This window comes from Phenylobacterium sp. (assembly GCF_035276905.1).
Taxonomy (GTDB): domain Bacteria; phylum Pseudomonadota; class Alphaproteobacteria; order Caulobacterales; family Caulobacteraceae; genus Phenylobacterium.
Genome location: NZ_DATELG010000315.1, coordinates 1 through 8,141 on the forward strand (window position 1 = coordinate 1; position 8,141 = coordinate 8,141).

8 protein-coding genes are annotated in these 8,141 nt (G+C 70.9%); 5 read left to right on the forward strand and 3 right to left on the reverse strand.

The features are described from left to right. The coding region (locus VJS38_RS14765) for a J domain-containing protein (RefSeq protein ID WP_324088918.1) at positions 1-154 on the forward strand (154 nt) is incomplete at its 5' end. A 9-nt stretch (positions 155-163) separates the two neighbouring features. Here the strand turns inward: VJS38_RS14765 and VJS38_RS14770 are convergent. Beyond that, positions 164-1,540 (reverse strand): metallophosphoesterase, encoded by a 1,377-nt coding sequence (locus VJS38_RS14770; RefSeq protein ID WP_324088911.1) that lies wholly within the window; start codon positions 1,538-1,540, stop codon positions 164-166. 258 nt (positions 1,541-1,798) lie between these two features. On the opposite strand from VJS38_RS14770, the gene VJS38_RS14775 reads away from it, so the two are divergent. Both VJS38_RS14775 and VJS38_RS14780 read left to right on the forward strand, forming a co-directional pair. After that, positions 1,799-2,557 (forward strand): response regulator transcription factor, encoded by a 759-nt coding sequence (locus VJS38_RS14775; RefSeq protein WP_324088912.1) that lies wholly within the window; start codon positions 1,799-1,801, stop codon positions 2,555-2,557. Positions 2,558-2,561: 4 nt separating this feature from the next. Next, on the forward strand, positions 2,562-3,908 hold the full coding sequence (locus tag VJS38_RS14780; RefSeq protein WP_324088913.1) for a HAMP domain-containing sensor histidine kinase: 1,347 nt from the start codon (positions 2,562-2,564) through the stop codon (positions 3,906-3,908). A 59-nt stretch (positions 3,909-3,967) separates the two neighbouring features. On the opposite strand, the gene VJS38_RS14785 is transcribed toward VJS38_RS14780, so the two are convergent. Continuing rightward, the gene (locus tag VJS38_RS14785; protein WP_324088914.1) at positions 3,968-5,101 is read right to left on the reverse strand and encodes a pyridoxal phosphate-dependent aminotransferase; all 1,134 of its coding nucleotides are present in this window, start codon (positions 5,099-5,101) and stop codon (positions 3,968-3,970) included. Between the two features lie 147 nt (positions 5,102-5,248). Between VJS38_RS14785 and VJS38_RS14790 the strand changes: the two genes are divergently transcribed. Both VJS38_RS14790 and cobS read left to right on the forward strand, forming a co-directional pair. Then, a complete protein-coding gene (locus VJS38_RS14790; RefSeq protein WP_324088915.1) occupies positions 5,249-6,562 on the forward strand; it encodes an MFS transporter in 1,314 nt (437 codons plus the stop codon). Positions 6,563-6,696: 134 nt separating this feature from the next. Continuing rightward, complete coding sequence (gene cobS, locus VJS38_RS14795; protein ID WP_324088916.1) at positions 6,697-7,698, forward strand: cobaltochelatase subunit CobS; 1,002 nt, start codon at positions 6,697-6,699, stop codon at positions 7,696-7,698. Positions 7,699-7,734: 36 nt separating this feature from the next. On the opposite strand, the gene VJS38_RS14800 is transcribed toward cobS, so the two are convergent. Next, positions 7,735-7,914, reverse strand: coding sequence for a DUF1328 domain-containing protein (locus tag VJS38_RS14800; protein ID WP_324088917.1), 180 nt, complete (start codon positions 7,912-7,914; stop codon positions 7,735-7,737). Positions 7,915-8,141: the final 227 nt, after the last annotated feature.

Below are 8,141 nucleotides of genomic sequence, written 5' to 3' on the forward strand. Positions count from 1 at the left end.
GGCCGGCGCCGACGGGCCGAAGATCCGCGCCCGCTACACCGAGCTGGTGCGCCGGCTGCACCCGGACTCCAACGGCGGCGACCGCGCCGGCGAGCACCGCCTGCAGAAGGTGATCCGCGCCTACCAGGCGCTGCGCAAGGCAGGGATGGTGTAGCTCCGCTGCTCAGTCCGCCTGCGGCTTCTCGCAGCGCGACTTCCGTCCCGCGATCCGGCAGCGGTTCACGACGCGGCCGTCGAGGTCCCAGACCTTGGCGTTCCAGCGATCGGCGGCCTGGCGCTCCAGGGTCATGTAGCCGAAGCCTGCGATCCAGCTGGAGAAGGACCCGACCGTCGTTCCCGGCGCCGGGGCCGCGCCGGCCGGCAGGACCTTCGGCATGGGGACGGTGTCCTCCTGGGTGCCGGAGAAGCCGGCGATGAACTGGCTGGGGTGATCGCTGGAGAAGCTGATCTGCTCCCAGATGTGGACGTGGCCGGAGAGGACGAGGCCGACGCCTTTTGGCAGGATCGCCGGATTCTGTTCGGCGAACACCGACTGGATGCCCGGCGTCGCCGGCTTCAGCCCGCCAAGCTCGTTGGTGAAGCCGAGGATCGGCTTGTGCAGCGCAAGGATCGTATAGCGCCCTCGCCGCGACAGCCGGTCGAGCGTCGCATAGTCCGCAGCGAACTGGGCGTGCTGGGGCGCGTCCGCCGAAGCGGGCTTGGTCCCGGCCGTGGTCATGTCCAGCACCACCACCTGGGCGCCGCCGCCCAGCGGCACGGCGTAGGGCGGCCGGTCGTCGCTGGCGATGTCGCGCGCGGGGTCGTTGCAGTCGCTTATCGCCGTCAGCGGCCGCGGGTCGATGAAGCGCATCCAGCCCTGGCCGGCGCGGGCGCAGTCCTCGTGGTTGCCGCGCACGGCGATCCAGGGGGCGGCGGCCAGCAGCGGCGCAGCAGGCGCGAAGAAGTCGGCCTTCCAGGCGTCCCAGCCGTAGCCCCAGGGCGAGCCGGCGCAGGCCGCGGCCTTGTCCGCTGCGCAGGGGTTCTCGCGGTACTCGTAGTCGCCGACGTGGATCACCAGGTCGGGCTTCCAGGCCGCCGCGCGGGCGGCGACGCGAGCGAAGGGATAGGCGGCCGGATCGTTGCAGGCCTGGTAGGCGTCGGGCGCCTTCAGCCGGCAGCCCGTGTCGCCGATCACCACGATGCGACGGACCAGCGGCCCCGGCAGCGGCAGCCGCCGGCCCGCCACCGCCGCCCGCCGCGCACCCCTCGGCAGCTGCCCCTCGCAGGTCAGCACCGGGAACGCCGCAGGCTTGCTGAGCTCCGGCGCCGAGGCGGTCGGCCGCACCGGGAGCGTTCCCGCCGCGGCCCGCTGGCTCATGGGACGCCGACGGCCGTCGACCGTGAGCGCCGGGCAGGCCTTGGCGTCGGTGATCACCCGCGCTTGGGCCGCCCCATCCTCGCCGAGCACGACCATGGTCGAAAGCTCGGCCGCCTGGGCCCCGGCCGCCAGCGCAAGGCTCGCCGCCGCCGCCGCCAGGACCGGACGCCCAAGGTTCGCCATCTGCTTGCTCCGTCGGAAAATTGAGCGGCCGCGAAGCAGCCGTCTCCCCCTTGCAAATTCGCAGAGGGGAAAGGCGTGTCAGCGCGAAAATCTCAAGCGCAACTTCTCTCGCGAATGTTTCACCAACATGGCAAGGCCCGCCCACAACTTCTTACGCCATTGAAATTGCGCCTGGTTTAGATGGCCGTCACGGAACTGACATCAATATTGAGATATCTCAATTTTCACTTCCCTTGCGGTCAGTCCCCTCCAGCAGTCATGGACCTGCCTCCACTCCAGGCTCAACCACGCCGCGCCCGCCTGTTCCTGCGCGCGGCGACAGCGGGACGTCCGAAGCTGCGTATCCTGATCGTCGAAGACGACGTCGAGGCCGCCCGCTACATGGCCGACGACCTGGCCGGATTCGGGCTGGAGGTGACCGTCGTCCATGACGGCGTGGCCGCGGCGGCGCCCGGCGTCGGCGACGGCGACTACGACGTGCTGATCCTCGACCGCATGCTGCCGTCCTGCGACGGCCTTACGCTTCTGCGGCAGCTGCGGGCGCGCGGCGTCGAGACCCCGGCGTTGTTCCTCACCGCCATGGGCGCGGTCGCCGACCGCGTCGCGGGCCTGGAAGGCGGCGGCGACGACTATGTGGTCAAGCCGGTCGACTCGGTGGAGCTGCACGCCCGCATCCAGGCCCTGGCGCGGCGGCGGGTTCGGCCGGCGGCGGAGGCCAGCCTGCTGGTCTGCGGCGACCTGGAGCTCGACCGGCTGAACCGGGCCGCCCGGCGCGGCGGCGAGGCGATCGCCCTCCTGCCGCTCGAGTACCGTCTGCTCGAGGTGCTGATGCTGGCCCGCGGCCAGACCGTCACCCGCAAGATGCTGCTCGAGCAGGTGTGGAACTTCCGCTTCGACCCGCGGACCAACATCGTCGAGACCCACATCTGCCGCCTGCGCGCCAAGGTGGACGGCGCCGGCCGCGCGCCGCTGATCCGCACGATCCGCGGGTCGGGCTATCTGCTCGCCGAGAGCTGAGGCCATGGCCGGGGGACCCGCGATGCGCAGGCTCTGGCGCCGCACCGGCGTGCGCCTCCTGGCGCTTCAGGCCGCGGCGCTGATCCTCGCCTTCGGCCTGACCGGAGCGTTCGCCCGGATCTCCATCGAGCGTCTCGCCGAACAGGGCATGCGCGCCGACGTGGCCGGCGAGACCCGCTCTCTGGACGACGAGTGGCGGCGCAAGGGCGCCGGCCACCTGCCCTACACCATCGCCAAACGGCAGCGGCTCTGGCACGGGTTCGAGTACGGCCTGGCCTCCCCTGCCGGCGCCGGGCTGGGCGGCGCGCCGCAGCTGGCGGCGCTGCAACGCGAGGGCTGGAGCACCGCGCGGACCGCCACGGGCGCGGTCCTGGCCTACACCGAACGGCTGCCCGACGGCGGCTGGCTCACCGTCGGCCGCAATCTCGCCAACGAGCAGCGGCAGCTCGACGCCCTCACCGGCCTCCTGGCGCTGAGCGGCGCGGCCGGGGTGGCCATCTGCCTGACCACCGCCTGGCTCGCCACCCGCTGGACCTGGGGCCGCGTCGATCAGCTGTCGGCCACCGCCGCCCAGGTCGCCGAAGGGCGGCTGGACGTTCGCGCGCCGGTGGGGCGCCGCGCGAGCTCCGACGAGCTCGACGAGCTGAGCCTGGCCTTCAACCAGATGCTGGACCGCATCGGCCGGCTCATCGACGAGCTGCGCCGGGTCACCACCGACGTCGCCCACGACATGCGCCGGCCGCTGAACCGGGTGCGCCAGAAGCTCGAGCGCCTCGCCCGGGCCACCGAGCAGACGCCGGCGGTGGCCGAGGAGGTGCGCCGCCTGGAAGTCGACTTCCTGGAGATCATCCACACCTTCGACGCCCTCCTGCAACTCGCCGAGATCGAGGGCCGCCTGCGTCCGCAGAGCCGCGTCGACCTCGCCGCGGTGGCCGAGCGGGTCGCCGAGGCCCTGCGCCCCGACATCGAGGAGAGCGGCCGCAGCCTGGAGACCCGGCTGGAGGCGGCGGCGGTGGCGGGCGACACCGACCTGCTCGCCCAGGCGCTGGCGAACCTGCTGGAGAACGCGCTGCGCCACACCCCAGAGGGGTCGCGGATTGCGGTCGAGGTCCAATCGGGCGACGCGCCGCGGCTGCTGGTGCGGGACGACGGCCCCGGAATCCCGGCGGCCTTGCGCGAACGTGCGCTCGCCCCCTTCGGCCGGCTGGAGGCCAGCCGCACCACGCCGGGCTCGGGCCTGGGGCTCGCCATCGCCGCCTCCGTCGCGACCCGCCACGGCGGGCGGCTGGAGCTGGGCGACGCAGGCCCGGGTCTGGAGGTCGCGATCGCCTTCCCGCCAGGCGCAGCCTAGACCATTCGCCGCCGAAGTGGACGCCGGTTCGGCGCAGCGAATGGTCTAACTTCAAAAACTTATGAGCCCCGCGCCGCGAACCAGGGGACCATGCGGCTGATCGCGTCCTGGACCTCGGCGGTGGAGACGGCGAAGCTGAAGCGCATGAAGCGGCCGCCGTCGACCGGGTCGAAGTCGAGGCCGGGCGCGGTGGCGACCCCGGTGTCCCGCAACAGCCGCTCGCAGAAGGCCAGGCTGTCGTCGGTCAGGTGGCCGATGTCGGCCCAGATGTAGAAGGCGCCGTCCGGCGGGGCGATCGAGGCCAGGCCGAGCTTCGGCAGAGCTTCCAGAAGCAGCTGGCGGTTCTTGCGATAGACGGCGACGTGGCTCTCCAGCTCCTCGCGCGCGTCCATGGCCGCCAGGCCCGCGTGCTGGCTGAGCGCCGGGGCGGTGAGGAAGAGGTTGCCGACGTAGGCCCGCGCCCGCTGAGCCGCCTGGCCGGGCGCCACCAGCCAGCCCAGCCGCCAGCCGGCCATGCTGAAGTATTTCGAGAAGCTGTTCACCACCAGGGCCGCGGGCTCGAACTCCAGCATCGAGCGCGTCGCCGCGCCGTAGCTCAGGCCGTGGTAGATCTCGTCGGAGATGATGCGGATGTCGCGCTCGCGACAAACCTTGGCGATGGCGGCGAGTTCGCCTTCCTCGATGATCGAGCCCGTCGGATTGGCGGGACTGGCGACGATCACCCCCGCCGGCGCCGGGTCGAGCGCCGCCAGCGCCGCCGCCGTCAGCTGGTAGCGCTCCGCCGGTCCGCAGCCGATCTCCACCGGGACCAGGTGCAGCGCCTTCAGCGTGTTGCGGTAGGCGACGTAGCCCGGCCGGGCGATGGCGATCCGCTCGCCCGGCTCGAACGCCGACGACAGCGCCAGCACCAGTGCCGGCGAGGCGCCGCAGGTCAGCACCACCGCCTCGGGATCGACCGTGACGCCGTAGGTCTCCTGGTAGTGGCGAGCGATGCGCGCGGTGAGCTCGGCGCTCTCCCAGTAGCCCATGGCTTCGGTGTCCAGCACCCGATGCGCCACCTCCAGCGCGGCCTTGGGCGCGCCGGTCGACGGCTGGCCGAACTCCATGTGCACGATCGAGCGCCCCTCGGCCTTCAGCCGATGGGCGATGCGGCTGAGCTGGATGGCGTAGAACGGCGCGATCTCGGCGGGCATGGGCGTGGGTTAGCCCCCACGTCCATCTCTGTCATCCCGGAAGCCGCGCAGCGGCTGTCCGGGATGACACTGGAAGGGGGAGAGCCCGCGGCCTTGACCTTGCGCCTTCGGGACGCGAAGGGGGGCTCGAAGTCGGGAAGGGCGTTCATGACCACCACCACAGCTGCGCCGAGGACGGTCGCCGAGAGGCCTCCGGGCGCGCCGTCGAACCGCCGCGTCCTGGTCGCCAGCCTGGTCGGCACGGCGGTGGAGTTCTACGACTTCTACATCTACGCCACCGCCGCCTCGCTGGTGCTGGGGCCGCTGTTCTTCCCGGCGGTTTCGGCCTCGGCCCAGCTGCTCAGCTCCTACGCCACCTTCGCCGTCGCCTTCTTCGCCCGGCCGCTGGGCGCGGCCTTCTTCGGCCACTTCGGCGACCGGATCGGGCGCAAGTCGACCCTGGTCGCCTCGCTGATGACCATGGGCGGCTCGACGGTGCTGATCGGTCTGTTGCCGGGCTACGCCCAGATCGGGTGGGCGGCGCCGCTCCTGCTCTGCGTGCTGCGTTTCGGCCAGGGCTTCGGCCTCGGCGGCGAATGGGGCGGCGCGGCCCTCTTGGCGGTGGAGAACGCGCCCCCCGGCTGGAAGGCGCGGTTCGGCATGTTCCCCCAGCTCGGCGCGCCGGTGGGCTTCATCGCGGCCAACGGCCTCTTCCTGCTGCTGGGCCTGACGCTCTCGCCCGACCAGTTCAAGGCCTGGGGCTGGCGGCTGCCGTTCATCGCCAGCGCCGTGCTGGTGGGCCTGGGCCTCTGGGTGCGGCTGAAGCTGACCGAGACGCCGGCGTTCAAGGCCGCGCTGAAGGAGGCCCTGCCGGCGCAGGCGCCGCTCGGCGAGGTGCTGAAGCGCTATCCGCTGGAGACGCTCGGCGGGACCTTCGCGGTGGTCGCCTGCTTCGCCATCTTCTACCTCGCGACCGCCTTCGCCCTCGGCTACGGGGTCGGCACGCTGAAGTACGGCCGCGAGGTGTTCTTAGGGATCGAGCTGGGCGCGATCGTCTTCCTGGCCGCCGGCATCCTTGCAGCGGGCTACTGGTCCGACGCCGCCAACCCGCGCCGCGTGCTGATGGTCGGCTGCGCGGCCACCGTGGCGGCGGGCTTCCTGTTGCCGGCGCTGATGGGGTCTGGGTCGCTACTCCTGATCTGGGCCTTCCTGTCGCTGGCGCTGTTCCTGATGGGCTTCGTCTACGGCCCGCTCGGCGCCTTCCTGCCGAGCCTCTTTCCGACGCGGGTGCGTTATTCCGGCGCCTCGATCGCCTTCAACGTCGGCGGCATCGTCGGCGGGGGCCTGGCGCCGATGATCGCCCAGGCCCTGGCCGATCGCGGAGGCCTGCCGCCGGTCGGCCTCTACCTCTCCGGTGCGGCCTTCATCAGCCTGGTCGCGCTCGGCTCGCTGGCCAGGCGCGCGAAGCACGACCTCGGTTGAAACCGGGCGGGCGAGCGCCCAGTTCAATGGCTGACACCGCCGCCCCTGCACGTCCGCGCGCGGCGGCTCCGCCCTGGTCGCCCAGGGCCCAACAGCCGTTTGCGTCGGGCACGCCTAGCCTGTAATCGACGCCCATGGCCGCCTTTGACTCCTCCGAAGACAAGCTGATCTCGCTGACCCCCGACACCGAGGTGGACGCGCGCACGACCTTCGGCGTGGACTTCGACATGAAGGTCCCCGCCTTCTCCGAGCGCGACCCGCACGTCCCCGACGTGGACGAGGCCTACAAGTTCGATCCGGAGACCACGCGGGCGATCCTCGCCGGTTTCGCCTTCGACCGCCGGGTGATGGTCCAGGGCTACCACGGCACCGGCAAGTCGACCCACATCGAGCAGGTCGCCGCGCGACTCAACTGGCCGCTGATCCGGGTCAACCTCGACAGCCACATCAGCCGCATCGACCTGGTCGGCAAGGACGCCATCGTCCTGAAGGAAGGCAAGCAGGTCACCGAGTTCCGCGAGGGCATCCTGCCCTGGGCGATCCAGCGGCCGGTCGCCCTGGTGTTCGACGAGTACGACGCCGGCCGGCCGGACGTGATGTTCGTGATCCAGCGGATCCTGGAGGCGCAGGGCAAGCTCACGCTGCTCGACCAGAACCGGGTGATCCGCGCGAACAGGTACTTCCGCCTGTTCTCGACGACCAACACCATCGGCCTGGGCGACACCACCGGGCTCTATCACGGCACCCAGCAGATCAACCAGGCGCAGATGGACCGCTGGTCGGTCGTCACCACGCTCAACTACCTGAGCCACGACGTCGAGGCCGGCATCGTGCTGGCCAAGGCGCCCGGCTATTCGACGCCCGAGGGCAAGCGGACCATCAACGCCATGGTCAGGGTCGCCGACATGACCCGCAACGCCTTCATGAACGGCGACATTTCCACGGTCATGAGCCCGCGCACGGTGATCACCTGGGCGCAGAACGCCGAGATCTTCGGCGGCGACATCGGGCTCGCCTTCCGCATGACCTTCCTCAACAAGTGCGACGAGCTGGAGCGCGGCACGGTGGCCGAGTTCTTCCAGCGCGCCTTCGGGACGGACCTGCCGGAGAGCACCGCGCGGGTGCGGGTGGCTTAAACGAGATCCTCGCCCTTTAAGGGAGCATCTTGGGATCTAATCCCCCGCGATCTTCCGGCCGGCGAATATCCCCAGCGCCAGGAAGATCACGAAGCCGATCACGAACAGGAAGAACAGGATCTTGGCGATCCCGGCGGCCGCGCCTGCGACGCCGGTGAAGCCGAGGCCGCCGGCGATCAAGGCGATCACAGCGAAGATCAGGGCCCACTTGAGCATTTCTTGCCCTCCGAACAAAACGGCCACGCATGGCCATTGTGCCGCCGAAACGAACGGCTCGGCTTGGCGTTCCGTGATCGACGCTGCGAGGGGTTTGTCCACGAACCACACGAACCACACGAACGGGTGCGACGCCGGCTCGCGTCGAGGGCTTCATGAGGGAACCACGGAATATGCGGAAAACACGGAATGGCTCGCGCTAAACGTGCTCATGCCGGATCGTCCGA